Origin of the sequence: Hymenobacter cavernae (assembly GCF_014641455.1) — a bacterium.
GTDB lineage: Bacteria > Bacteroidota > Bacteroidia > Cytophagales > Hymenobacteraceae > Hymenobacter > Hymenobacter cavernae.
This window is the reverse complement of sequence record NZ_BMHT01000009.1, coordinates 130240-155745: the sequence shown is the minus strand read 5'-3', so window position 1 is coordinate 155745 and position 25506 is coordinate 130240. Positions and strand designations below refer to the sequence as shown.

Genomic DNA, 25506 nt, shown 5'->3' with positions numbered 1-25506 from the left:
ACAGAATTTAACGCCCGATGAGGTAGTAGCTGCCGCCACTACGGTCGAGCTTCAAAACGCCTGATGCTCTACTTCTAGCGGGCTCAGTAAATGGGAGGAGGTCAGGTACAGGACATCAGAAAATTGCTTTAGGGCAAGCTATCGGGTCCTTTATGCAGCTAGAGAACAAGTTAGGCTACGAGTTCTTGATCGAGCGGAAGATTGAACCAAGCGAAATCATGAAAGTGGTAGCTTTGCCACAAACTGTAGGATGGCGCTATTCGCCTGAAAGTCATGTAAAAGAATGGCTTTGCGTTTGTCCAGTGTGCATAGGACGCGGCGATATAAAGGGACGAATCAAGCGTGAAAGGGTAGAACCGCCGTTGAAAATTCCACCTTATGCGGAGCTACTTGAGCGGTTGAAAGTAGAGAAAGACGAAGTTGAAATAGCAACCTTGTTCTCTCATATAGGGAGACGGCGACGGAAAACAGACCCTTACCAACTCTTAGCTATTCTGGACAATAGCGATAACTACTCCTTGTCTTATTTAGCAATTGCGCTGCCCGCATTTAAGCACGTAAATACTTTCGAACTGCTGACTAAACTGTGTGCGCATCCGGATAACGAAGTGAGGGAGTACAGTGCCGAGTCATTGTTGAAAGTAAACAAAGAAAAGGGGCTAGCTTTTTTGCAGTCTTTGACCAACGATGAGGTAATTAGCAAAGTACTCACTACAAGCTAATAGTACCTTACGTAAACAATTCCAGTAGCTCCTGCTGCGTCAGGGACTTGACCAGCGCCGCATCTGTTTTGATCAAGTCGTGGGCTAGGTCGCGCTTGGCTTCTTGCAGGTGCATGATTTTCTCCTCCACTGTATCGGGGCAGATGAGGCGCACGGCCATGACTTTCTTCGTTTGGCCGATGCGGTAGCTACGGTCGATGGCCTGGTTCTCGACGGCCGGGTTCCACCACGGGTCCACGATATAGACGTAGTCGGCTTCCGTCAGGTTCAGGCCGGTGCCGCCGGCTTTCAGGCTGATGAGAAACACCCGCGACCCTGCTTCCTGCTGAAACGCCTGGACCGGGGCGGCGCGGTTTTTTGTCTGGCCGGTGAGCTGCTCAAAAGGAATATCGTGGGCGCGGAGGGCGTGCCCGATCAGGTCGAGCATCTTCACAAACTGTGAGAAGATCAGGATTTTATGCTGCGGGGCCTTGTTGCGAATTTCCTCCACTAGCGCCTCTAGCTTGGCCGATGGGTGGCCGTAGCTTTCCTGGTCGGGAAGCAGGGCGGGGGAGTTGCAGATCTGGCGCAGTTTGGTGAGGCCTTGCAGCACGTGGGCGCTACTTTTCAGGCGCGTTTCCTCGTGCTTGCCCAGGAGCAGGTCGCGGAAGTCTTTTTTGCAGGCCTCGTACAAGCGGCGCTGCTCGTCGCCCATCTCGCAGTAAATCACCATCTCGGTTTTGTCGGGCAACTCCCTGGCTACTTGAGCTTTGGTGCGGCGCAGCACAAACGGGCTAATCTTGCGCTGCAAGGCCCTCGTGGGCTTCGATTCTTTGAACTTGTCGATGCGGGCGGCGAAGAGGTCCTGGAAGTTCTGCTTGCTACCCAGCAGGCCAGGGCAGGCAAAGGACAGCTGGCCGTACAAGTCGAAGGTATTGTTCTCGACCGGCGTACCCGTAAGCACCACCCGGTTGCGGGCTTGCAGCAGGCAAGCCGCCTTGTAGCGCTGCGAATCCGGGTTCTTAATAGCCTGCGCTTCGTCCAGAATCACGTAGTTAAACCGGTATTCCCGCAGCTGCCGAATGTCGGAAACCATGGTGTTGTAAGTCGTTAGCACGATGTCGGCGTCGTCGAACAGGGCCGCGTCATGGCGGCGGGCGGGGCCGTGCAGCAGGTGCACGCGCAGGGAGGGCGCAAACTTCTCAACTTCGGCCTGCCAGTTGAACACCAACGAGGTCGGCACTACTACTAAGTTGGCGGCGGTGCGGCCCTTAGCGCGCTGGAGCAGGATAAAAGCGAGCATTTGCAGAGTCTTGCCTAGGCCCATGTCGTCGGCCAAGCAGCCGCCAAAGCCGAAGGTATCGAGGAAGTTCAGCCAGTTCAGGCCCTGCCGCTGGTAGTCGCGTAGGGTGGCGCGCAGGTCGGTGGGCACTAGCACGGCTTCGATGCCGTCGAAATCGGCCACGGCGGCCTTGTACAAAGCTAACTTTGCTTGCGCTTCCGCGGCCAGTGTCTCGGGGTCGTACAGCTCCTCGATGGCCGAAAAGTTGATGCTCGGCGTGCGAATGGTATCCTCCACCACCGCGCCGGCCGCGAAGTAGCGGGCAAACTTATCAACCCATTCCTGGGGCAGAATGCCGCGGGTGCCGTCGTCGAGGCGCACGTAATGGCTGCGGTTGCGAATGGCCTGTTGGAGCTGCCGCAACGTGGCCTTTTGCTTGCCAAAGCGCACCCCTAGGTGAGTTTCAAACCAGTTGGTTTCGCCCGTCACGCGCACCGTGATGCGGGCGCGGTTGGGGTTCAGCGTGTTGTTCTTGAGCTGGTTGAAACCTAGGATGGTAATCTGCTCTTGCTGCCAGTCTTCGAAGGCCGCCAGAAACCACTCTTCGTCCAGAAACACCGACTTGGGTACGTACAAAGTTGCCTGCTGAAGCTGCTCCCGGAAGTCAGGATAATGGCGCAGCAGGGCGGTGGTGAAGTGCAGCTCGGCGGCCGTATCGCGCTGTAAAGCAAACGGTTTACCTAGCTCATCGACGCCAAACAGCTGCCGGCGCGAGAGCACCGACACCTCGCGCGTGCCGTAGCGCATCACGGGCAGCACCTCCACGTGCGCGCCGGCATCGGTGAGGTAGAGCAGCTTCTCCGGCGCCTGATCGAAGCCGTGGCTGACGACCTGCTGCGGAGTGGCCGGCCGGGTGTAGGCGTAGTGGACGTGGAGCTGATCTTCGAGGTTGGCCAGCACATCGCGCCGAAACTCCGCGAACTTGCTTCGGTGAATCAGCAGGGTGTTGTTGCGCTTGGCGAAAAACTCAATCACGCGCCATACATCCTGGCTTTCAATCAGGTACAAGGCACTATTAGCCACCACAAAGTACTCAAACCGCACAGCTAGGTTCCTCAGATCCACGGGTTGGTCGTGGAGCAGCAGGTGGCCGGCTACCTCGTAGAAGTCCTCGGTTTCGTTCACCGACAAGCGCAAATCTACCGGGGCGTGGCGTAGCTGCAAGGGCGTGAGGGCCGGCGCCATAAGCTTGTCCGACACGCTCGGGTCGTGGGCAAACATAGGCAGCCCAGCGGGGTTGTGCAGAATGGCGCGCAGTGCTTCCACTGCCGCCACGGAGCGAGCATCGTCGTAGTTGTTCTGAAAACGGGCGAGGCCGCTGTAAAACTTCAGTTCGGCTATGTCGTTGGTTTGCCAGCTAGCATCCAGCGGGTTGAGCACCGTCACGGGGTTCTTCACCTTGCCCGCCGCCGTGAAAGCCGCCTCCGCCAACTGGACGGTGAGGTGGCCGTAGTATTTGTGTTTGCTGAATACAATAAACCGCTGCGTACTAGCTGACGGTGAGGTGGGCCGTTGCTCCGGGCGTAGCAGTTGACTAACCAGCTCCTGCTTGGTAGCCGGCGTTACGGGGCACAGCCCTGCGTCTCGTGGCGTGACCACCACCGAAGGGCGGGTATAAGTGAGTTGAAAGTAGGCGTCGAGGTCGGGGGCGTGCTCCAGGCCGTAGTCGCGGGCGGTAGCTTGTAGCAGTTCACGGCGAGCCCTAGCATCGAAGAACACACGCAGCTCTCGGCGCTGTAAGATGCTGAGCAGCACCTGCGCCTGGTGCTCGCACAAGGCTGTTTTTGGCGTTGAGCAAGCGCACGTTAACACTAAGTCGTGTGCCTGTTGCTCCACCGTTACCGTTGGGAAACCTAGCTCCGAGCTGCTAAACGTGCCGCAGTCCAGCGTGAGGCTCTTGGGCTGAATAGCGGTCAGGGTGCGGTTGTCGGCGAAGAAGCCGGGCGGGGAGTGCCGAGCCACATCGGCTATGCTGAGCGTAGCAACGGTGGCCGCCGCAAAGGTGTACTGGTGCAGGTCCGGTTCGTTTTCTGGAAGAGGCTGAATTTTGGGCTGCTGCGACATACACCTAGGTTTCAACCTGAAAGGTAACCGAAAATGCGCTGCCATACGCAGGAGAAGCTGCCAGGTTCTGTAGCACGGACCTGGCAGTCCGCTTACCTGCTGGCCCTGCTGGGGGCGGATTACAAATCCGCCCGGTCGCGCGGTTTGAGCGATTGTTCTGGCAGAGTTGTCCGCTGTGCGGACGGGGATTATAAATTTCCGACTCTCAACAGCCGGATTATAAATTCGGCCGAGTTAAGTAACTGCCCACAGAGCATCATGGACCCCGCCGAGCTAGGTCCTGTCTGATTTAGAAATCGCCGGAGCGACAATGGTTAAGTTATTTGTCTTATTATCAATACGCTAGTAGCCAACAGGTCCGTTAGAGCGACGGTATAGACCTCTTTGCTTATCTATCTTCCTATGAAAAAGCTTTTATGTTCCGGCTTATTGTTAGTCAGCAGCATCGTTGGCGTACAGGCGCAAGGTATTCGTTATGGGGTGCGGGCGGGCGTCAATGTCTCAACGGTTAGTGGGCAAGGCAGATATAATGGAGGACTCAAATTGGGGCATACGATTGGGTTGATTACAAGCATACCGCTTACGTCCGATGGTTTCTTCTCTTTCCAGCCTGAGTTGCTGTATATCCGCAAGGGATTTCAGTTGTCAACGCCCTCGTTTACTGCCCAGACCAGTGTGCGCTTACATTATCTGAACTTGCCTCTGCTAGCTAAAATTAAAGCGGGTGGTTTAGTCCTTGAAGCCGGTCCGCAGCTCGGCTATTTGCTTAGCTTACGCGATTATAATCCTACCCTCACGCTACGCGAACAACGTAGTGTTGACCCTTACCAACGATGGGAGCTAGGTTACGCCGCGGGTATTAGCTATGAGCTGAGAAACGGCCTGGGAATAGGAGCACGCTACAATGCAGGCCTGACGAATGTGCGCCAAGCCCCGAACCGTATTCGCAACGCCTCTTTTCAGCTTCACCTAAGCTACTTGGTGGCCCGCCGCTGAAAAGCAATGAAATCAAGAGGGATGCAGCTCCGCTTGGTTGTTGCTGCCTTTGTAGCTGGCTAACCACCAAACAAATTCAAAACACAGAAGCCCTAGCTGCTGATGCAGCTAGGGCTTCTTGCTGTAAGTAGCTTTCAACCAGACAACAACCTAGCTTTTCTTGCCAGTCGTTTTCTTCTCCGGTGCTTTACCGGCGTTCTTCATCGGGAAGCCCCGCTCGCGCATCAGTGCGTCGATTTTCGGGTCGCGGCCGCGGAAGCTGCGGTAGGCGTCGGCGGGGTCGACGGTATTGCCGACGGAAAGAACCTTGTCTTTCAGGCGCTTGGCTACCACTTTGTCGTAGGGGCCGCCCGCCTCGGTGAAGGTGCTGAAGGCATCGGAGGCGAGCACCACCGACCACAGGTAGCTGTAGTAGCCCGCCGAGTAGCCATCAGAGGAAAATACGTGCGAGAACTGCGGCGTGCGGTGGCGCATCACGATTTCGCGGGGCATGCCGAGCTGGGCGAGGGTTTCGCGCTCAAACTTGTCGGGGTCAATCTTCTGGTCGCCGGCGAGGTGCAGCTTCATGTCGATGAGGGCACTGGCCAGGAACTCGGTGGTTTCGAAGCCCTGGTTGAAGGTCGAGGCCTTTTCGATGCGGTCGACCAGCGCCTGCGGAATGGGTTTGCCGGTTTGGTAATGCACGGCAAAGCGCTGGAGCACCTGCGGCGTGGGCAACCAGTTTTCCATTACCTGCGACGGAAACTCCACGTAGTCGCGCACCACGCTGGTGCCCGAGAGCGTCGGGTAAGTCACGTTAGACGAAAGACCGTGCAGGGCATGCCCAAATTCGTGGAACAGCGTTGTGGCGTCGGTCCAGGAAATGAGCACGGGCGCACCATCCTTACCCTTCACAAAGTTGGAGTTATTGGACACGATGGTGGCCACCTCGCCATCCATGCGCTCCTGCTTACGGTAGGCGTTCATCCAGGCGCCGGAGCGCTTGCCGGGCCGCGCATACGGGTCGAAGTACCACAGGCCGATGTGCTTACCGGTAGTTTTGTCCTTCACCTCCCAGGCCGTCACGTCGGGGTGGTAGACAGGTACATCCGTCACGGGCGTGAAGGCGAAACCGTAGATTTCGCCGGCCACCCAGAACATGCCTTCGCGCATCTTGTCGAGCTGTAAATATTGCTTCACCTCGTTCTGGTCGAGGTCGTAGCGGGCCTTGCGCACCTTCTCGGCGTAGTAGCGGTAGTCCCAGGGCTCAATCCTGAAGTTGGCGGGGGCGCCTTCTTTCTTTGCAAGCGCCTGCATATCCGCCACTTCCTCTTTCACGCGGGCCACGGCCGGTACCCACACTTCCTCCATCAGCGCCATGGCTGCTTCGGGCGTTTTGGCCATGGTATTGTCGAGGCGCAGGTGGGCGTGCGTTTTGTAGCCGAGCAGCTTGGCCCGCTCAGCACGGAGCTGCAAAATCTCGGTAATCAGGGCGTTGTTGTCGTGCTCGCCGCCGTTGTCGCCGCGGTTGTAGAACATACGCCACGCCTTCTCGCGCAGCTTGCGCTGGTCAGAATACGTCAGGAAAGGCTCAATAGAGGAGCGAGTGTTGGCAATGACGCCGGGCGCCGTGATCTTGCGGGCGGTAGCTGTGTTAGCCGCGTCGTCGCGCAAGGATTGGGGTAAGCCACCTAGGTTGGCAGTGGTTTTCAGCACCAGCACCGAGTCGTTTTCGTCGGCCAATACGTTCTGGCTGAAGCGCGTAAAAAATCCGGCTAGCTGCTGATTTATCTCCGAGAGGCGCGTTTTGGCTTTGGCATCAAGCCTAGCTCCGGCCCGCACGAAGTTGTTGTAATACACATACGTCAGGCGTTGCTGCTCAGGCGTCAGCTTCTTCTTGTCGGGCGAATTGTACACCGCTTCAATGCGGTGAAACAGCTTCTCGTTCTGTGTAATCTGGTCGCTGAAAGCGGCCATGCGCGGGGCCATTTCGCGTTGCACGGCTTGCACCTCAGGGTTGCTCATCGTGCCCGACCAGATGCCGTACACCGTTTGCACCCGATCCAAAGCTCCACCGGCCCGCTCCATAGCAGCAATGGTGTTCTCGAAGTTCGGAGCCTGCGGGTTGTTGGCAATAACCTGAACCTCAGCTAAGTTTTGCGCCATGGCGGCTTCCAGCGCGGGCTTCAGCTGACTTACCTGTACCTTGTCGAAGGCCGGAAAGCCGCCGTAGGGGCCTGCCCACTGGGCGAGCATCGAATTATCGGCGCGCACCGCGAAGCCGGCTGCGGGCTTGGTTTGGGCGAAGCTAGGTAGCGGATTCACGGCGGCAGCAAGGCTAACGGTGAGCAGCGCCGGCAGTAAGCGCCGCCCACCCGAAAAAGGGAAAATAGTAGACATCAAGGAAAGAACAGAGCGTTTTCAATAGTACAGGCATGAAGATACTACGGAAACGCGGGTTCTGCCGCTTCGCCCGGCACTCAGCGGGCGGGTGCCACTACTTTGCGGCTGACTCCGTAGAAGATAGCTCCACGCTAACTCTTCGCCATGCCAACCGTCACCGGCCGCAGTGATGCCGCTCCCTACCTGACTACCATCGCCCTCGAACGCGGCCACACCCTGATAGCCGACGAGCCCACCGACCTAGGTGGCCTGGACCTAGGTCCGACGCCCGGCGAATTGCTGGCCGCTTCGCTGAGCGCCTGTACCTGCATCACGTTGCGCATGTACGCCGCCCGCAAGCAGTGGCCCCTGCAAAGCATAGAAGCCACCGTCACGTTTGAGCGCGACGAGCGCCATGTTATTACTAGTCTAGAAATAGTATTGCAGCTGCACGGCGACCTAGGTCCCGAACAGCTGCAACGCCTGTTGAAAGTAGCCGAGCAGTGCCCGATTCATAAAACGCTTACGGGGGCGGTGCCTATTACAACCCAACTAGGCAGTTAATCGGCTGCATAAAAGGCTAGCCTCGTAGAAGAATTTTGCCCGTCCCCGCAACAAGCTAGAGCTCCTTTTAGTGGTTGATCATCACCTTCTGGCTTACGGCTGCTGCTGTGCCGGGCACGAGCGTAAGGTGGTAAAGCCCTTGTGCCAAGCTAGCTCCCGAGAGCGGAAAACTGTTACGACCAGCCACCAGCCGCACCGACTGCTGATACACCGCGCGCCCGAGCGGATCGGTGAGCGTGAGCGTCGCGGGCTGGGCAGCAGTTGCGTTGTATTCTACCGTAAAGGCATCTTGGGCTGGGTTGGGGTACACGCGTACGGGTTCTGCCGTCTTGGCCGAAGCAGTGGCTAAGACGGAGCTGTTGTAAAGCACGTTTACTTTATCAATCAAGTTATTGATGATTAATAAGTCTAGGTCGCCGTCGCTATCTATGTCGGCGGGCGTCACGCTTGAATTATAGCTGCCTACTGCCAGATCGGTGCCTGCGTCGAAGTTGCCGCCGCCGTCGTTACGACGGATACTCACGCCGCCGGTGCTGACGTTGCTCGCCGTCACCAAATCCAGATCGCCATCGCCATCGAGGTCGGCGACGGCCGGGACGCTGGGTGAACTGCCTACCCGCACGGCCGCTCCCGCGCTGAAGGTGCCGGTGCCGTTGTTGCGAAGGAGGGTTACCGTGCCCGTTGTCGTGCTGCTAGGGTCGCTTGATGTAAGAATATCTAAGTCGCCATCACCGTCCATGTCAGCCGTAGCTAGGCCATAAGGCGCGGTCGGAACGCGCACACTGTAGCCATTGCCGAAGGAACCCGAGCCGTCGTTGAGAAGCACGCGCACCTCATTGGACGACGTGGTGGCCACGGACGCGAGCAGATCTAGGTCCCCGTCGCCGTCAATGTCGGCGGTTCTCAGGTCGCGGGCGCCGTTGCCGCCGAGCGCTAATTGAGGACTAACGGGGCCAAAACTTCCCGCTCCGGTATTGAGGCTCACAAAAATATCCCCAGAGGCCGCAATGAGAATGTCTTCATCAGCGTCGGCGTCTACGTCGGCAGTTCGGACGGTTCGGCCGGATGCGTTGGTGTAACCAGGGTTAGCCGATGCACGGCCGGGGAAGTGGCCCGTGCCATCGTTGAGGCCCACTGTTACCAGAGGGGTAAAGCCGCCGCTGATTACGGCAAAATCTAGGTCGCCATCCCCATCAAAGTCAGTTGCCTGTATTTCCCTGAGCGCCCCGCCGACGCTATACTCCACCCAGCCATTGGTGAAGCTGCCCGTGCCATCGTTCAGCCGTACGCTCACCCAGTTCGGGCTGGAGTTCGACACGAGCAGGTCGAGGTCGCCGTCGCCATCCACGTCGGCCGGGGCGATGCTGGTGGGAGTGGCGCCCACATCGGCTTGCGGGCCAGTGACAAAGGTGCCGGGGCTAGGCTGAACCTGGGTCGTAAACTGGTACACCAAAGGCTTGCTGGGCACATCGTTGATGTTGAGCACCGTAGCCGGAGCAGTCACGAATATGGTTTCACCGGCTTTAAAATCGACCGTCGGATCGAACGTAATGGTACGACCCGACACGGTAGTCGTGCCCACCTTACGTCCGCCTGCCTGCTTGCTGAAAACTGCCACTTTAGAGGCTGTATTAGCCTGTATATCTTGGCTGTAGGTTAGTCGCACAGGCGTGCTGCGCGCGGCCGTGTTGGTGTTGCGTGTCGGGGCAAGCTGTTGTACCTGAAATTGGGCTTGCGCGTGCAGCGTCAACATGAGCAGACTACTTAGCAGTAATGGTGTTTTCATAAAAGGGAGAGAGGAGAATGCAGGTTGAAAGTGTGTTAGATGTTTACAAGATTTTGTTGTTCTTATTGAATATATCTGAAGCAGACAGCGGTTGTACGACAGATGCTATTTATGGATTTAAATAATTGTATTTTTCATTGTCACAGGTTGACCTAACTCTGGTAGCGGCAAGCACCAACGGATTATTTTAGCACCCGCGACAACATAGAGGCGGTATGTATGCGGTGCTTTGGGCTAAAAGGCTGTTCACTACCGCTCAGCTGGCCATTATTCTCCCCGAACCACCTGCTGCCGCACTCGTAGAAATCAGCACGTTTTGCCTCAAGCTGGGGTAAGCATAACCATAGCATCAAGCGCCTTTTCGAAGCCGCATAAATAGTCCGGCGGTGTTGTAGCTAGCTGGACAGGGAGAAGACAGATATGACAGGCAAAACAATACTATATGGCTTGGCGGCGGGTGCAGCCGGAGTAGCTGCCATGACGCTGGCCGAGAAGATCGAGCAGCGCTTTACCAAGCGCCCTAATTCGTACGTGCCCGCCCACGTGCTCGAAAAGTTGCTGGCGCTTCCGCACAAGCCCGATGAAGAGAGGCTAGGTCTCAACTGGGCGATGCACTGGGGGCAGGGTATCGTGCTGGGTATTGTGCGGAGCATCATGGCCGAGCGCGGCCTGCGCGGACCCGTGGGCTCCTTCATGTTCATGAACCTGCGCCTGCTCAACGACCAAACCCTGGAAAATGCCACCGGCGTAGGTGCCCTGCCCTGGACGTGGCCCAAGGACGAGCAAGTGATTGATCTGGTGCACAAAGGCATCTACGCCTTCACCACCGGCGCCGTCCTTGACCGCCTCATTCCCAGCCCCGACCAAACGCCTGTAGAGCGTGAGGGTTGGACGGTAGGAGAGAAGGCCTAGGTTTTTAGAAGCTGGCTACACAAGTAGGCCAGCATTCAGGCGGTATAGCTGAACCAGGAGCCGGTCGCTGGCTTCATTGGTCAGTAGCGTCGGCAATTCTGAGTAGGTTGGTATTGAGCGCCCGGCGGCTTGCGCGAAAGCGGCATAATTGGAGGCGTCGGTGCCGGTTTGGTGCCAGGCGGTGAAGATGGACCGCAGTTCGGTGGCAAACAGCTCCTGTTCGGTTTCGCGCAGGCGCATCAAGGGCGCATCGTTGAGTCCGGAAACTGACTTTGCGAAATTCTCGCGGGCAGTTTCTTCTTCCAGCAAAAGCAATAGCAGAAAAGCCAGCACCTGCTGCTTGGGGCCAAACTGGAACGGGTTAGGGCCATTGCTCGTGCTTCTGGCTAGCGCGTGCAGCAAGTTGTGTTGCAGCCGCGCCTTCGATGCAAACCGCTTCACCTGGCGCGGAATCGGTAGGGCGCGGCCAATGGGACCGGCAAACGTGCGGAGCAGCATTTCCAGCACAGGCGTGTCGCGCTCGGATCGGTCGGGCAGCAGCAGCTCCACTTGGCTATCGCGCCAGCCGACCCAGGCAAACCGACCCAGCAGCACCGCGCCCAGCAGACCTAGGCCGGGGAGCAGCCACCAGAGCTGCGCCCGCGCTTGGTCAGCCAGCGCCGGCTTGCTGGTTTGTTTCACCGATTGGTTGTTTCGCAAAGACTGTGAAACAGAAACTCCAGGGCTAGGTTTTTCGCCGGCAGGCGTAGTGTCAGAGGCAGCAGTGGAAGCAGCTCGCTCCGACGATGTATTGATCACGCTAGCGCTATTGCGTTGAACACCAGTACGCAAGGCCTCTACCAGCTCCCGATGTCGCCGCTCTTCGGTTGCGAGTAGGGCTTTTTTGTCCCGTTCTGCCCGCTTCTTTTCTTGCTCGGCAGTCTTCTTGTTTGCAGCGTTCTTCTGAACAACGATAGTGGCGTCTTCTTCCAGGCGGGCGTAGAACAGACTCACCAGCAGATAAGCAGTGAGCAAACCCAGCAGCGCAGGCAGCATCTTTTTCATGCTGATAAAGGGCTAGGTTGCGGCACAGCATCGGTTGTAGTGGGCTCCGGCCTAGGTTCTTCTTCGCCAAACAGCAGCTTGGCGACCTGCTCGGGGGCGCACTGTGCGAGGGTTGGCATCGGCACCACCAGGTCGATCAGCTTTTCGAGGTAGCGGGCGGCGTGGTGGCGGGCTTCGGCTCGGGAGGGGAGGCGCTGATTGGGGTCGAGGGCGTCAGCGAGGGTGCGCACCACTTCTGGCACGTGCATACCGAGCACAAAGTACAGGCGGGCCACGTCTTCAGGCGCCGATTTGGTGCGGTCGTCATCCGGGGCTGCTTTCACGATGGCATCCTGCTGGGCCCGCGCCTCCCGGCTTACTTCCACCAGAAAGTTCAGACTTTCAAGCAGCTCCAGCACCCGCGGGCCGGGAATGCGGTCCACGTCATCCACAAAAAACACGATGCGCAACCCGGAAGGCGCGTAGCGCAGCACGTCGCTGAACTCGCGCCGGTATTGGTCGCGGAAGCCGGTGTCGGCGCGGGCGGCGGCTTGCTCAAACTGGCGCAGCGGCAACAGCTCGGTGATGGCCGCGCCCTGGGTGCGCAGCGCGTGAATCAGACCCAGCAAGGTGCCCAGCCACGCCAGCACGGTGCTCCAGATGGTGAGGCCGGGCGTGCCCGAGGTCTTGTCGGAGCCGGCCAGCTGGAGCAGATCGGGGGCGCGGTGCAGCAGGTGCAGCGGAGCCAGCACCCAACCTAGGTGGTGCAGGTGAAACCAGGCGTCAAGGTCATGAGCCGGTTTTACTAGGCCCAGGGTGCTAAACAGCCGCAGCGGCGGCGACTCCAGCAGCACGCCCGTGAGGTACAGCACCACCGGCCCGAGCAAAAACAGCACGATGCCCACGCGCCACGCCTGCCAGAAACCTAGCTCGCGCAGGCGCCCTTTGCGGAAGCTGCTGCGGTACGAGCCATCGTCGCAGGCGCGCAGCAGGTCCCGCAGAAAAGCGCCCAGCAGGTGCTGCTCGCTTTGGTAGTGCCACACGTTGATCCAGATATCCCGGAACGGCGCCCGATCCGGCTCCTGGCACAGCTTCTTGCGGATCTGAAGCATGACGGAGCTTTTGCCCGAGCCCCAGTTGCCCGACACCACCACCGAGTAGGGCGCGCCGGTGGCCGCGTTGCGCAGCAGCCCCGCCACGGCGTCGGCCACGGCCCCAAAACCTAGGGTGTCGGCGGCGCTGGGCTGGTCGTCTTTGCCCAGCACCGCCGCCAGCGAATCCGGACCTAGGTTCGGGCTGACGGCGCGCAGCTCGCGGCGGCGACCCAGCAAGCGCACAATTTGCCAAGCCCAGACCAGCGTCAGTAGCACCAGGCCGAGCGTGAGGATGGCCAGCAGCAGGCCCGGCGCAAACTTATCACGGAGTAGAACGGGGAGCATGGGAGTGCGGCGGTTTACGGGTGGCTAATTTTTGCCTTGGGTGAAAGGCGCTGCTTTTTGCTGGCGCTGCGGATTTGCTAGTGTATCGGTGCCGCGGCGGGGAGGGCGGGTTTGCTGCACGGGCGATTGCTGCACAGGCGATTGTTGGACAGGATTGTTCTCCGAGGAGGATTTTGGGGAAGAGCCCTTGCCAACTACTTCCTCGTCGGAGGTAGTAGGTAGATTTCCGCGCGGATTGTTGCTGGTGTTGCCTTTCGCGTTGCCGCTTTGGGACGCCGCTTGGGATGACGTTTTTGATGCGGTGCTGGAAGCCGATTTAGAGGATTTCTTCGCGCCAGCTCCGGGGTTTAATTTAGCTGGGTTTGTCGCTAGGCTAGGTGGCGTCCCGGCTGTTTTAAACGGCTGCCGCGCCGCGTAGCTCTTCTTGAACTGCTCCAGCGCTTCATCCAGGCGCGCCCTGACGGCGATGCGTCGGAGCTGCCCGCCGCCGGGAGCATTCACCAGCAGCAGCGCGCTATCTAGGGTGTTGGGCTGCCAAAATACCAGGCCCGCGGCCTGCACATTCGGCCCAAATAAAGACGCTCTGATTTCAAGAGGAGCGGCCTTTCCGGTCGTATCAGGCTGCCAGGTGAAGCGCGTGTCCCCGTTGCGGGCCACGTACACGCGGTGCCTGGCTTGCGCGTCTGTGGCTGTCGTCAGCACCGAGTCGGTAAGAGGTAGCGTCCGTTCTGCACCACTGGTAGTTATGGAGTTATCTGGGGCTAGCTCGCTGTTGTCCCAGCGCGAAGTCAGGACGAAGCTTTTGCGGGCTGGCCAGTACGTTACCAATCCCGGCTTAGGCGGGTTGCGGTCATCTTTCCTGGGGATGTCCAGGAAACTGTTTGCCGCTTGCCAGTTCTGGCCCTGATCCTGAGTAAGCTGCGCGTACCCATTGGTTTGCAGCAGCACCGCCGTGCGCCCAGCAGGGTCGACGGCCACCGCCTGAAAATTTCTTTCCCCGTCTTTGTCGCGGCCCAACTGTCGGCTGCTGCCTTGGGTGGGCGCTTCGAACACGTTGTCCAGTGTCCGCACCCAGCCCGAGTCGCCCACGACCAGGCCTTTGCCCCATTCGCCCCAGCCAAGCGCCAGCGCCTTGGCGCGGCTGCTCGGCAGACCTAGGTCGCGTGCTTGCCAGGTGTGGCCCGTGTCGGCGCTGAGCAGCACCTGCGCGCGGTTGGCCGTATCGGCCAGAATCCAGAGCCAGATGGCACCGTTGGGTCCGCTTGTGGTGCCCGCCTGCCGAAACGTATAGCCGCCCGTTGGGACCAATGCTTGCTCGCTCAGCCGTTCGCGCGGCCCCCACCTCCACAGCGCCAGGCCCAGCAGCAGCAACACCACACCCAGGCCTAGCCACACGCGCAGCTGCTGCCCTACCTGCTGGTATGCACTTCGCAGCTCCGCGGGTCCAAGAGGAGGCGGGCTCGGGCTGGGCTTGCTGCCTTGGTGCACGTCAGTGCTCTGGGCAATATCGGCAGCCGATGACGAAGACGCCGGTGCTGAGTCAGGATCTTTCTGCGTTGATTGTTTCGTGATAAGAGCCATAACAATCGACTGATAAACCAACGGCGGTTCGGCAAAGCGCCCGGCTAGCCAGGGCACGGAAACCGGAGCGTGACTTTCTGCGGAGTAGCCGCTTGACTTCTGTTTAAGATAGCTGTACTAATTTGATAATCAAACTGTATTGCGGAAATAGCGCGCCCGCAGCTCTGCATCTGAGCAGGCTTCAAGCGCTAACAGGGCCGCGTATGGGTCGCCCACCAACCCTAGGCTTATAGCGAAAGCAGGCTCGGTTTTCAGCCCGGCAGCGCGCCGGGCTTGCACTTGCGCCCGGAAGGCGTCGCCACCCAGCATCAGCAGGCGGTGCTCGATCAGCAGGTGCCGGTAGCCGTGCTGCTGCGTGCTCGGCACGGGCTGCCCAAACACCTCTACTGGCCACGAGCCCGTCGTAAACGCAGCCACAATGCAGGCGTGGCCTTGCCGCTGGATACGGCGTAAGGAGAAGTCCGGGTAGTGGCCGAAATACTGCCGTAGCAAGGATTCAAACGCACCTAAGTCATGGACCTCGCAGATAATATCTAGGTCGCTGCCGGGCAGCTGCAAGCCGATGGGCACGGTACCCACCAGCAGCGGCTGATAGGGGCGTAATACGTGCAGTAGATTGCTGTTCAGAAGAATATGATAAGCTGATTGCTGCACAGCTGTGCCATGCTGCAAGTATTCCACATGCTGAAAAGGGAACATGCCGGTAGCGTTTAAGAATGCTAAGCTAGATGCTTAAAACCAAACAGATTGAGTGGGCAGCTTGGCAGAAGCGCGAAGCGTACGAAATAAGCGCATGTGCTTAACTCAGAAGCTTATAGCCAAGGAAAGTGCTGCTTTACTCGCTGCGTTTTGCAGCGCTGCCGTATACTACCACCATGAGCCTAGACCTTGACACCTTCCTGCAACACACGCCCGACGCCGAAAAGACTATTATTCACACCCAGAAAGGCAACCGCCGCCTGCAATTTCCCGCGCTGCTCGTCGCCCAAACGGCTCGGCAGAAATTGTTTGTAACGCTCGAAGCCCAGCGCCGCTACGTCACGCACACGCTAGCCGACGATAACCCCGACGAGTTGGAGCTAGACTTCGTGGAGGATTACGCCGAAGTAGAGGGGCTGATGGAAGACGCCGGCCTCTACGGCTTGCACGACGGAGAAGTAGGCATCGTTTACCACAACCTACTTTTCCTCTTGATGAACCCGGCGGTCAGTTAACAGCTACCAGTTAACACGGCACCACTAACCTAAGTAGCAATGAGGAAGTACCGGCAACTGATAATTGGTAAATGTTAATTGTTAAATGGTAAATCACAATTGTGTTGCGCTGGATCGACGTTCTCAAATTTGCCAAATACAGTAACCCCGAGCCGCCCCGGCGCGTGGAGAAAACGGAGGCGGAATGGGCGGCGCAGCTCACGCCCGCGCAGTTTCGGGTGCTGCGCGCGAAAGGCACCGAGTCGCCGTATCGCAACGCGTACTGCCGCTCCTATGAGCCCGGCGTGTACGCGTGCGTAGGCTGCGGCAGTCTGTTGTTCAACGCCACCGAGAAGTACCACGCCATATCCGGCTGGCCTAGCTTCACGCAGCCGATTGCCAAAAACGCCATCAAGTACACCTTCGACGACAGCTACCACATGCAGCGCATTGAAGCGCAGTGCAATGTCTGCGACGGGCACCTAGGTCACATCTTCCCCGACGGCCCCGAGCCAAGTGGCCTGCGCTACTGCATGAATTCCGAGAGTATGGTTCGGCTGGATTCGTAAGCTAGCGACGGTTGCGGTAATCGGCAATAATGCCTTCGCAAATCCAGTTTGCCATGGCTTGACGGTTATCAGGCACCACAAAACGACGTTGGTCCTTGGTGTTGCGGATGTTGCCTAGCTCCATAAACACTGCGGGCGCGTGGCTGTTGCGCACCACATACAGCGTGTTGCGCGTCGAGACGGTGCCTTTGTAAGGGCGGTTGGGCTGGGCGCGTTTATAACGAGCGGTGAACGTTTTGTGGATGCTTTCAGCTAAGCGCTTACCGGCCGGGCTAGCCGAGTTGTGGTAGAAAAATACGTCGATGTTCTGACCGATGCTGCGGCTGTCCACGTGCAAGCCGATGAACCGCTGATAGCTGTTCTTGTGCGCTGCTTTGAGCTTGTTTACCGCGTTGATGCGCAGGCGCAGGCGGGCGAGCTGGTTGATGGGCGTAATCTGGTGCGGGTATGTCACCTCGTCGTTGTCCATCTTGAGCACCGCCTGGTCGCGGATGCCGTCGTTCGGGTCCTGAATAATCATGTACGCCGTGGCGCCGTGTTCCAGCAAGGCCCGCACCAAGCGCAGGCCAACATCGTAGGCGTATTCGTCCTCGGCCAGCGAGTTGCCGCCGTATTTGCCAATAGCGCCCGGATCAGGGCCGCCGTGCCCGGTCGAAACGTAGAGCACGGCCCCGCGCAGCTGCTGGTCGCGCACCGTAACCTGGCTGTAAGCGGGCCCAAACAGCACCGGCAGCGGAATGCTGAGCTTTGCGGGCTTGGCCGCTAGCTTAGGCTTGAGGGTCGAAGCCGGTACATTGCGCTTGGCAACGGGCCGCAACGAGGGGCGCGGCAGCGTGTACTTTCGGCCGGCAATCAGCGTGTTGTGCCTACCTAGCTTGCCCCGGTTTAGTGCTAAGAAAGCCCGCAGATTCGAGTTAGGGTCGAGGCGGTTGCGCCGCAGCAGCGTTGCTATATTATCACCGCGACGCGCGGTTACTCGCCGGTAGCCGCTCTGGCTGAAAGCCAGGATAGAAGCTAAGATGAGTGCTAGAAAAAGAGAAACGGTACGCAAAAGCAATAGGCTGAAGAGAAGACAGAAGCAAGATGTACGACGATGATACTAAAAAATGTTCGGCGCTAGGTGAGAATATATAGCCGTTGCCGCTGACACTAGCACGTCATTCCGACGCCAGGAGGAATCTCGCATGCTGAGGTTGTGCTAGTAATCTCTGACGATTGGAGTTAGCATGGCACGCGAGATGTCTCTCACTGGTCGAAATGACCTGCTAGCGAGGAATGTCAGATGCTGCTTTGTGTCAGTTGCGTCAGCATGATGAGCTAGCCCCGGCACGCAACAGTTCGGCGAATTAAGCTAGGTCTGCGTACTTGAGCTCAGCAGTATTTATTGATCGGGCTTTACTACATGGCAAAAGATTCGTCCTCTACTCATATAAAAGAGTTTACTGGATTTGTGCGCGTGCGTGGCGCGCGGGAGCACAACCTCAAGAATGTTGACCTGGAAATTCCGCGCGATGCGCTGGTGGTATTCACGGGCGTATCGGGTTCGGGGAAGTCGAGCCTGGCGTTTGGGACGCTTTATGCCGAGGCGCAGCGGCGCTACCTAGAGTCGGTGTCGCCGTACGCGCGGCGGCTGTTTCACCAGATGGCGGTGCCGGAAGTAGATGCTATCGACGGCTTGCCGCCGGCCGTGGCCTTGCAGCAGCAGCGCGGCACGCCCACCACGCGCTCCTCGGTGGGCAGCGTCACGACGCTCTCCAACCTGGTGCGCATGCTCTACTCGCGGGCTGGCGACTATCCAGCGGATCAGGGTATTATCTACGCCGAAGCCTTTTCGCCCAACACTCCTGAAGGCGCTTGCCCTACCTGCCATGGCCTAGGTCGCATCTACGAAGTGACGGAAAAGTCGATGGTACCCGACGACTCGCTCACCATTCGGGAGCGGGCCATTGCGGCGTGGCCCCAGGCCTGGGGCGGCCAAAACCAGCGCGACATCCTCGTCACGATGGGCTACGACGTGGACACGCCCTGGCGCGAGCTGCCCCAGGAGCAGCGCGATTGGATTCTGTTCACCGACGAGCAGCCCGTGGTGCCCGTGTACCCCGGCTACTCGCCCGAGGAAACCCAGCGCGCCTTGAAGCGCAAGGAGCCGCCCAACTACATGGGCACCTTCACGAGCGCCAAACGGCACGTGCTGCACACCTTCGCCAACACCCAAAGCCCTCTCATGAAAAAGCGGGCGTTGCAGTATATGCTCAGCACCGAATGCCCGCTGTGCCACGGCAAGCGCCTGCGGCCCGAGTCGTTGTCGGTCATGTTTGCCGGGCTGGATATTGCCGATTTGTCGGGGCTGCCGCTGAAGCGCGTCGCTAGCTTGTTGCAGCCCTACGCCACGGGTGCGGTCGGCAGTCAGCCGGACCACGATGCCGCGCAGTTGATTGTGAAGCAGCGCATTGCTGCCGACCTCGCGGCTCGCCTCGCTGTGCTGCTCGACCTAGGTCTAGGATATTTGTCATTGGAGCGCAGCACGCCGACGTTGTCGCCGGGCGAGTTGCAGCGGTTGCGGCTGGCTACGCAGCTGTATTCCAATCTGTTCGGCGTAGTGTACGTGCTCGATGAGCCTTCCGCCGGTCTGCATCCTTCCGATACGGAAGCCTTGTTGAAAGCACTAGCTAGCTTGAAGCAAGCCGGCAATTCGCTGTTTGTGGTGGAGCACAACCTCGATGTGATCCGGCAAGCTGATTGGCTCGTGGATGTGGGTCCGGCTGCGGGCGAGCAGGGCGGCGAAGTGCTGTATAGCGGTCCGCCCAAAGGCCTGGCCGACGTCGAAACGTCGCAGACCCGCCGCTATCTGTTCACTTCCGACGATGAGCAGGTTGTGCGCACGCCCCGCACACCTGTGGGCTGGCTGCGGCTGGCGGGTGTCACGCGCAACAACCTGGAGCAGCTAGAGGTGGCGTTTCCGCTGGGCGTGCTCACTACCGTCACGGGCGTGTCGGGGTCGGGCAAATCGAGTCTGGTTAGCCAGGTGCTGGTGGAGCTGGTGGCCGAGCAGCTAGGGCAGGAGGTGGAGGCCGAAGAGGAAGAAGCCGACCCCCTGGAGCGCGCTGAACCCGCAGAGCTAGGTGGGCAAATTGTGGCGGGCATGGAGCAGATTAAGCGGCTGGTGCGCGTCGACCAGAAGGCAATTGGCCGCACGCCCCGCTCCAATATGGCGACCTACACCGGTTTGTTTGACCATGTGCGGAAGCTGTTTGCCGCTACCAAAATGGCCAAAGCCCGCCGCTACGATGCCGGCCGCTTCTCCTTCAACGTAGCCAAAGGCCGCTGCGAAAACTGCCAGGGCGAAGGGTTTGTGATGGTAGAGCTGCTGTTTTTGCCCAGCGTGTACGCCCCATGCCCGGTTTGCCACGGTGCCCGCTACAACGCCAAAACGCTGGAAGTCACCTACCGCGACAAGAACATTGCCGAGGTGCTCGGCCTGACGGTAGACGCCGCCTGGGAGTTCTTCGCCGACGAACCGACGATTCTGCGCGCCCTCACGGTGCTGCGTGAAGTTGGCCTAGGGTATTTGCGCCTCGGCCAGCCGGCCACCGAGCTATCGGGCGGTGAGGCCCAGCGCATCAAGCTAGCTACGGAGCTGCAACGGGCCCAGCGCGGCAATTCGCTCTACGTCCTCGACGAGCCCACCACCGGCCTGCACCCATCAGATGTTGAGAAGCTGATGGCTCAGCTCGACGGACTGGTAGAAGCCGGCAACACCGTTATCGTCGTCGAGCACGACATGCGCGTAGTAGCCGGCTCCGATTGGGTGATTGACATGGGTCCTGGCGCCGGCGACGAAGGTGGCCACGTCGTAGCTGCGGGTCCGCCAGCCGAGGTGGCGAAAGCAAAGAAAAGCCGCACGGCGCCCTACCTAGCCAGGTTCCGAGGCGGCGCGCAATAAGCGAGTACCAGTACTGTTGAGGTTGTTGGTCAGAGAATTACGAAAGCTGCAATACGTGCTGATCCAAAGCCGAAAATTGTCGTACAGAAGTCGTTTTCACCTAGGCTTACCTTCGTCCTAATTTCTGCTGTGCCATGTCCTCGTTCGTAGAAGAGTTTTTCCGCAACCCGGCTATGGTTGGGTCGCTCATCCCTAGCTCTCGCGAGCTGACCAACAAAGTGATAGAACCTATCGACTTTGCCGCTGCTCGCTGCATCGTGGAGTATGGCCCCGGCACGGGCGTCTTCACCGACATCTTGGTAGCCCGGCGCCGCGCCGAAACGACCATCGTGCTGGTCGAAACCAACCGCCGCTTCGCTACCCTCCTGCAAGAGCGGTATACTAACCAGCCCAACGTGCACATCATCCACGGCTCAGCCGACAAAACCGGCGACTACCTGAAACACCTAGGTGTCAAGGAGGTAGAGTATGTAGTCTGCGGCTTGCCATTCTCCTCGCTGCCGCGAAAGCTAGGGTGGCGCATTGTAGAGCACACCCAGCAACTGCTGCTACCTGCCGGCAAGCTGATCCTGTTTCAGTACTCGCTCCAGAATCGGAAGCTGTTCGAGAAGTTCTTCCGCCTCACAGGGCATACCCACGTGCTGCTGAACCTGCCGCCCGCCTATGTGCTGGCTTATGAGCCGAGAGAAGCGCCCGCGACTAATCAGGCCGACGAAGAAGGCGCAGCGACGACCATGCAAAAACGGGAACAGTAGCGGCCGCGTCTCTGCATGCCATGAGGTCGTCTTGGCGCGAGCAGCGTACCTTCGTCAACCCCAAGGGCTTCTAATCGGCTGGAAAGCTAGCTAGGTGTTCTGGCGATTTACCGAAACCCTCTTCTTCGATTGTATGAGTTTATTGCGTGTTTCAGAAGTATCGTTACAAGAGAATAATAAGTTTGCTTTAAAGGACATACGCTTTACGCTGGAGAAATTCCAGAAGCTAGCCATCGCGGGCGAAACGGGCGCGGGGAAAAGCACTTTGCTGCAAATCGTAGCCGGCCTTATTCAGCCTGAAACCGGTGAAGTATACTTCGAAGATAAACTAGTAAGAGGCCCGGCGGACAAACTAGTGCCGGGTCACCCGGCCATTGCGTACCTGTCGCAGCAATTTGAGCTTCCGCAGTTTTTGCGGGTTGAACAGGTGTTGCGCTACGCTAACAAATTATCGGCGGAGCAGGCGCGCACCTTGTACGATGTGTGCCGGATCAACCATTTGATTGCGCGTAAAACCAACCAGCTTTCTGGGGGCGAGCGTCAGCGGATTGCGCTGGCTAAGTTGCTGTTAGCTTCGCCAACCTTGCTATTGTTGGACGAGCCGTATTCAAACCTGGACCGGGTTCATAAGAATATTCTGAAGTCGGTTATTCACGACTTGGGGGAAAAGCTAGGTATCACATGCATCTTGATTTCGCACGACCCGCACGATACGCTTTCGTGGGCCGATGAAATTATGGTGTTGAAAGCCGGGCAAATTATTCAGCGTGGCAAACCCGCGCAGATTTACCGACAACCCGCGGATGAATACACGGCCGCCTTGTTCGGCGATTATAATTTGATAACGGGTGAGCAGGTGGCGGTTTTCTCAAAATTGGCCGGCGTAGAAGCGAAAGGAGAAAGCATCGTAATTCGGCCCGAAGATTTGAAGATAACTTCGGGAGAAAATCCGGGTCTTTCCGGCAAAGTGATAGAAGCTAGGTTTTTTGGCTCTTACTCCGAATTGCATGTCGCGTTTGCCGATACGACGGTTGTTCTGAAGACAGATACGCACGGGATTGAGCCCGGCGCGGAAGTGCGTGTGGCGCTTGCGCCGGAGGCCATGTGGTTTCTGTAAGCTTGCAGGCGCGCCAGGAACACGCTGGGAAGAATGTCGCCGTGCTGGTGGGTGGAGGTACTAAAGGCCAAGCTAAACCGAGCGACCCGAGCAGTCGGCCGTAGTCGGGGCGGTTAAGTAAAAGGTGCCCGCCAAGGCATGAAGTCAAGCGGGTGCTGCCAGCAGGTACCCGCAGCTAGGGCGGGAATAGTTTGTGGCCTTATCCCAGACCCATAACACGGTTACCGGAGCACAACTGCTACCTTAGGGGCGCGGAGCAGCTTGCGGCAACCTTCAGTGAGGCCTGTTATTCCGTGGCTTGCATATTGATTAACGGGTAGCGAAGGCGGTATGAATGTTCTCAGGCGTAATAACGTCACTGTTTCCGGTGATGGAGCGCAGGCTATGGTATTCGTGCACGGCTTCGGCTGCGACCAGCGCATGTGGCGCTTGGTAGCCCCGGCCTTTAAGGCGCGCTACCGCGTGGTGCTGCTTGACCTGGTCGGCTCGGGGCGCTCGGACCTGACTGCCTACGACCCGCTGCGGTACAACTCGCTGGCGGCTCACGCCGAGGATGTGCTGGCCGTTATTCACGAGCTAGGTTTAGAGAACGTTGTTTTCGTAGGGCATTCCGTGAGTGCGATGATCGGAGTGCTGGCAGCCAACCGGGAGCCGTCGCGTTTTGCGTGCCTGGTGCTGGTGGCGCCCTCGCCCCGCTATATCAACGACGAGGCGTATGTGGGTGGTTTCGAGCAGACGGATATTGAGGAGCTGCTGGAGGCCATGGACGACAATTACCTAGGTTGGTCGGGGGGCATCACGCCCGTTATCATGGGCCACCCCGACCGCCCCGAGCTGGCCGCCGAGCTGAACAACAGCTTTTGCAGTTCCGACCCCACTATTGCCCGGCATTTTGCCCGCGTCACGTTCCTCTCCGACAACCGCGCCGATCTGCCCCGGCTGCACATGCCGGCCCTTATTTTGCAGTGTGCCCACGATGTAATTGCGCCCTTGGCCGTCGGGACCTATCTGCATAGGCATTTGCCTGAAAGCGAGTTAATTGTGCTGGATACCTCCGGGCATTGTCCGCACCTGAGCGTTCCGCGGGCAACCATCGCCGCAATTGACCATTTTTTGCGTACCGGCGTAAGTAGTTAGTATGAGTGAACCTGAGGACGAGCTATTGCCCGAGCTTGATCTGCGTTTAACCCAGGAAAATCTGGAAGATCTGTATGAACATGCCCCTTGTGGCTATTGCACCTGTCTGCCCGACGGAACCCTGGTAAAGCTGAACCACACGCTGCTTACGTGGCTAGGTTATGAAGTGCAGGAGCTGGTAGCGCGCAAATGTCTGCAAGAGCTGTTCACCATCGGCGGGCGCCTGCACTACGAAATGCACTGCGCGCCCTTGCTGTTGCTGCAAGATCAGGTGCGGGAAATCAGCTACACGCTGCGCCGCAAAGACGGCTCGACGCTACCCGTGCTGATGAATGCCGTGCTGCTGCGCGACATCGATAAGCAACCCCTGGCTGTGCGGATAACCTTATTCGACATCACCGACCGGCGCAAATACGAGCAGGAGCTGTTGCGCGCCAAAGTTCAGGCCGAGGAGCAGAGCAAGCAGCTCGCCCGCGCCAACGAACTGCTGGTCACGAAGAACGAACAGCTCACGCGCATCAACTCCGACCTGGATAGCTTCGTGTACACGGCCTCTCACGATCTGAAGCAGCCCGTCACGAACATGGCGGGCCTGTTTCAGGAGCTGAAACGCACCGCTACCTTCCACGACCCCGACGCGGCCGGCATGATGAGCATGTTTGAAGAAGCCTTGCAGCAGATTCTGGGCACCATTGAGGGGCTAACGGAAGTAGTGCAGCAGCAGCGCGAGCTGGAGCAGGTGTCGGTGGATGTAGTAGAATTGCGCCCATTCACCGAGGACATCATCCGCAGCCTGCACCCAAGCGAGCATGAGGCCGGTTTCACGCTCGACTTCTCTGCCGTGCCCAGACTGCGCATGGCGCGACCTAGCCTGCACAGCATGTTGTATAATCTGCTCAGCAACGCCCTCAAGTACGCCAGCCCCGACCGCAGGCCCCAGGTGCGGGTTAGCACGGCGCAGGGCGACAAGGAAGTGATAATCAGCGTGCAGGATAATGGCCGTGGCATCGATCTGGCGCGGCATGGCAGCGAGCTGTTTCAGCTGTTTCGCCGCTTTCACCCCGAGGTCGTTGGCTCCGGCATGGGCTTGTACCTGGTCAACCGCCTCGTGCACCAGGCCGGGGGGCGGGTAGAGGTGGAGAGTGAAGTGAGCAGCGGCACTACGTTCCACATCTTTTTGCCGCAGTAGTCGGCCGGCGAACTTAACGGCTCCGTTCGCGTTAAGCTAAGTACCGGCCGTAGTAGTAGCGATACTGTTGACTGTGCTGCGCCCTCATTCGGCGCTTACTAGCTTAGCGCAGAGTATCTTGGCTTTGCGCCCTTTCCCGAGCCATCCTGTATGTCTTCCTTTTATCAGCCTTCCGCCGAGCTGCTGCTGGCGTTTGGCTTCGTGCCGTACCGCGCCCCGGCCGGACAAACGCGCTACAGTCGGCCCAGCGACTGCGGGCAGGAAACCATCGTCCTCTACGATGATGCCGAGCTGACCCTGCTGGAAGCCGTGAACGGCCGGCTGCTGTACAGCTTCCAGGGCCGCCTGGCTTCGGAAGCTGAGTTTCGCGTGCTGTTGCGCCAGGTAAACTGGGCCGCAGAGCCTTCTCTTTCTATCTAACTTCTTTTTCCCTTACTGCCATGACCGATTCTTACCTGCGAAGCCTAGGTTTTTCGCCCACCAACGAGGACCGCATGGCCAACCGGCCGGCGTTCAGCCAGGCTTGGCGCTACCAGCACGACCACGCCGCCAAGGATGGTACTCCGTTGTTCGTCGAGCATTCCTTTGGGGTTGATAGCTGTCGCCTGAGCGCACTGCCCGCTCCGCTGGACGCGCACGATGTGTTTGCCACGGTTTCTTTGCACGATGAGCCGGCCCTGAAAACAGCCGTGGCCGCGTTTTACGCCGCCCACGGCGGAGAAGGCCCGTTGGTGGTGCACTTTGTGCCGCATCGGTTCTTGCCCCACCGCAGGGCTTTGTAGAAAAGCTAGGTTATTAAGCGGCCTCAATGCGAAACACAACCGCCAGGAGTAG

Annotated in this window: 21 protein-coding genes; 13 read left to right on the top strand and 8 right to left on the bottom strand. The window is 58.7% G+C overall.

Translation table 11 applies throughout. The annotated features are described in order from the left end of the window. Positions 1-152 precede the first annotated feature (152 nt). Entirely contained in the window at positions 153-722 is a 570-nt protein-coding gene (locus IEX74_RS21185; protein WP_188816077.1) for a HEAT repeat domain-containing protein, read from the top strand. A gap of 7 nt (positions 723-729) precedes the next feature. On the opposite strand, the gene IEX74_RS21180 is transcribed toward IEX74_RS21185, so the two are convergent. Continuing rightward, on the bottom strand, positions 730-4107 hold the full coding sequence (locus IEX74_RS21180) for a DEAD/DEAH box helicase (RefSeq protein ID WP_188816075.1): 3378 nt from the start codon (positions 4105-4107) through the stop codon (positions 730-732). A 402-nt stretch (positions 4108-4509) separates the two neighbouring features. On the opposite strand from IEX74_RS21180, the gene IEX74_RS21175 reads away from it, so the two are divergent. Beyond that, positions 4510-5103, top strand: coding sequence for a porin family protein (locus IEX74_RS21175; protein WP_188816073.1), 594 nt, complete (start codon positions 4510-4512; stop codon positions 5101-5103). A gap of 150 nt (positions 5104-5253) precedes the next feature. Here IEX74_RS21175 and IEX74_RS21170 read toward each other — a convergent pair whose 3' ends face one another. Continuing rightward, on the bottom strand, positions 5254-7482 hold the full coding sequence (locus IEX74_RS21170; protein ID WP_188816071.1) for a M3 family metallopeptidase: 2229 nt from the start codon (positions 7480-7482) through the stop codon (positions 5254-5256). A 147-nt stretch (positions 7483-7629) separates the two neighbouring features. Here IEX74_RS21170 and IEX74_RS21165 point away from each other — a divergent pair, with 147 nt between their 5' ends. After that, positions 7630-8028, top strand: a complete 399-nt coding sequence (locus tag IEX74_RS21165) for an OsmC family protein (protein ID WP_188816069.1) — start codon at positions 7630-7632, stop codon at positions 8026-8028. A 67-nt stretch (positions 8029-8095) separates the two neighbouring features. Here IEX74_RS21165 and IEX74_RS21160 read toward each other — a convergent pair whose 3' ends face one another. Further along, complete coding sequence (locus IEX74_RS21160) at positions 8096-9814, bottom strand: FG-GAP-like repeat-containing protein (protein ID WP_188816067.1); 1719 nt, start codon at positions 9812-9814, stop codon at positions 8096-8098. A gap of 420 nt (positions 9815-10234) precedes the next feature. Here IEX74_RS21160 and IEX74_RS21155 point away from each other — a divergent pair, with 420 nt between their 5' ends. Then, complete coding sequence (locus IEX74_RS21155; RefSeq protein WP_188816065.1) at positions 10235-10726, top strand: hypothetical protein; 492 nt, start codon at positions 10235-10237, stop codon at positions 10724-10726. Positions 10727-10741: 15 nt separating this feature from the next. Here the strand turns inward: IEX74_RS21155 and IEX74_RS21150 are convergent, their stop codons facing one another. The 4 genes from IEX74_RS21150 to IEX74_RS21135 form a co-directional block, all read right to left on the bottom strand. Then, on the bottom strand, positions 10742-11770 hold the full coding sequence (locus IEX74_RS21150; protein WP_188816063.1) for a hypothetical protein: 1029 nt from the start codon (positions 11768-11770) through the stop codon (positions 10742-10744). Then, positions 11767-13188: a P-loop NTPase fold protein gene (locus IEX74_RS21145; protein WP_188816061.1), complete on the bottom strand. Its 1422-nt coding sequence runs from the start codon at positions 13186-13188 to the stop codon at positions 11767-11769. Before IEX74_RS21145 ends, IEX74_RS21150 begins: the two co-directional genes overlap by 4 nt. A 24-nt stretch (positions 13189-13212) precedes the next feature. Next, complete coding sequence (locus IEX74_RS21140; RefSeq protein WP_188816059.1) at positions 13213-14769, bottom strand: hypothetical protein; 1557 nt, start codon at positions 14767-14769, stop codon at positions 13213-13215. Between the two features lie 129 nt (positions 14770-14898). After that, positions 14899-15468 carry a DUF4269 domain-containing protein gene (locus IEX74_RS21135; protein WP_229755403.1) on the bottom strand — a complete coding sequence of 190 codons (570 nt, stop codon included), beginning with the start codon at positions 15466-15468 and terminating at the stop codon, positions 14899-14901. A 176-nt stretch (positions 15469-15644) separates the two neighbouring features. On the opposite strand from IEX74_RS21135, the gene IEX74_RS21130 reads away from it, so the two are divergent. Beyond that, entirely contained in the window at positions 15645-15983 is a 339-nt protein-coding gene (locus IEX74_RS21130; protein WP_188816057.1) for a hypothetical protein, read from the top strand. 101 nt (positions 15984-16084) lie between these two features. Further along, a complete protein-coding gene (gene msrB, locus IEX74_RS21125; RefSeq protein ID WP_188816056.1) occupies positions 16085-16531 on the top strand; it encodes a peptide-methionine (R)-S-oxide reductase MsrB in 447 nt (148 codons plus the stop codon). Position 16532: 1 nt separating this feature from the next. Here msrB and IEX74_RS21120 read toward each other — a convergent pair whose 3' ends face one another. Continuing rightward, positions 16533-17582, bottom strand: a complete 1050-nt coding sequence (locus IEX74_RS21120; RefSeq protein WP_229755402.1) for an N-acetylmuramoyl-L-alanine amidase family protein — start codon at positions 17580-17582, stop codon at positions 16533-16535. Between the two features lie 351 nt (positions 17583-17933). Here IEX74_RS21120 and uvrA point away from each other — a divergent pair, with 351 nt between their 5' ends. The 7 genes from uvrA to IEX74_RS21085 all read left to right on the top strand — a co-directional run bounded on the left by uvrA (position 17934) and on the right by IEX74_RS21085 (position 25454). Beyond that, a complete protein-coding gene (uvrA, locus tag IEX74_RS21115) occupies positions 17934-20474 on the top strand; it encodes an excinuclease ABC subunit UvrA (protein ID WP_188816054.1) in 2541 nt (846 codons plus the stop codon). Positions 20475-20608: 134 nt separating this feature from the next. Next, the gene (locus IEX74_RS21110; protein WP_188816052.1) at positions 20609-21229 is read left to right on the top strand and encodes a class I SAM-dependent methyltransferase; all 621 of its coding nucleotides are present in this window, start codon (positions 20609-20611) and stop codon (positions 21227-21229) included. Between the two features lie 133 nt (positions 21230-21362). Continuing rightward, positions 21363-22346, top strand: coding sequence for an ABC transporter ATP-binding protein (locus IEX74_RS21105; RefSeq protein WP_188816050.1), 984 nt, complete (start codon positions 21363-21365; stop codon positions 22344-22346). Positions 22347-22676: 330 nt separating this feature from the next. Next, positions 22677-23483, top strand: a complete 807-nt coding sequence (locus IEX74_RS21100) for an alpha/beta fold hydrolase (RefSeq protein ID WP_188816048.1) — start codon at positions 22677-22679, stop codon at positions 23481-23483. A gap of 1 nt (position 23484) precedes the next feature. Next, a complete protein-coding gene (locus IEX74_RS21095) occupies positions 23485-24672 on the top strand; it encodes a PAS domain-containing sensor histidine kinase (protein WP_188816046.1) in 1188 nt (395 codons plus the stop codon). 150 nt (positions 24673-24822) lie between these two features. Then, positions 24823-25092, top strand: coding sequence for a hypothetical protein (locus IEX74_RS21090; protein WP_188816045.1), 270 nt, complete (start codon positions 24823-24825; stop codon positions 25090-25092). A 20-nt stretch (positions 25093-25112) separates the two neighbouring features. Continuing rightward, entirely contained in the window at positions 25113-25454 is a 342-nt protein-coding gene (locus tag IEX74_RS21085) for a hypothetical protein (RefSeq protein WP_188816043.1), read from the top strand. Positions 25455-25506: the final 52 nt, after the last annotated feature.